This window comes from Thermus sp. FJN-A, from assembly GCF_054655095.1.
In genome coordinates, this window is the sequence record NZ_BAAHSC010000122.1 from 1 (window position 1) to 470 (window position 470).

Annotated in this window: 1 protein-coding gene; it reads right to left on the reverse strand. The window is 65.5% G+C overall.

The window, feature by feature from the left end; translation table 11 throughout:
• Positions 1-328, reverse strand: a 328-nt coding sequence (locus ACYQ0J_RS00640) for a hypothetical protein (protein WP_460170271.1), incomplete at its 3' end; no start/stop codon positions are given.
• Between the last annotated feature and the right edge of the window lie 142 nt (positions 329-470).

The following is a 470-nucleotide window of genomic DNA, read 5'->3' on the forward strand; positions in this document are numbered from 1 at the left end:
CCCCGGCGGCGGGCTGGGCGGCCTCCCTCTGCCGGAGGATGCGGGCGGCCTCGAGGCGGGCCTCCTCCAGGAAAGCCTCGGCGGATTCGCTGAAGTTTTCCACAGAAGCGAAGGCGGTGGACCAGACAATGGCCTCCGTCAGGGCCTCGTGGATTTCCCTAGCCAGGAGGAGGGGGGTGATGTAGTTCTCGCTCCCGGCCCCGGCGATGGCCCAGCTGTAAAGCTCGGCGAGCCTTTCCCGCGCCTTGGCGATGGCCCAGGCGGCGTTCCGAAGGGCCTGATCCCTGCTGAGAACCTGAACCTGCGCCTGCGTGCTAACCTGCTTCATGGTTTCCTCCCTTGGAACCCGGAGGCCTGGCTCTTGGCGGGGTCCCGGCCTCCGTTTCCGTCATCATTATATGACGCAAAGCTGGCTTTGTCAAGCCCTATAAGGCGAAAAGCCCTCCCTGAATAGGGGGCAGGGCCCACCC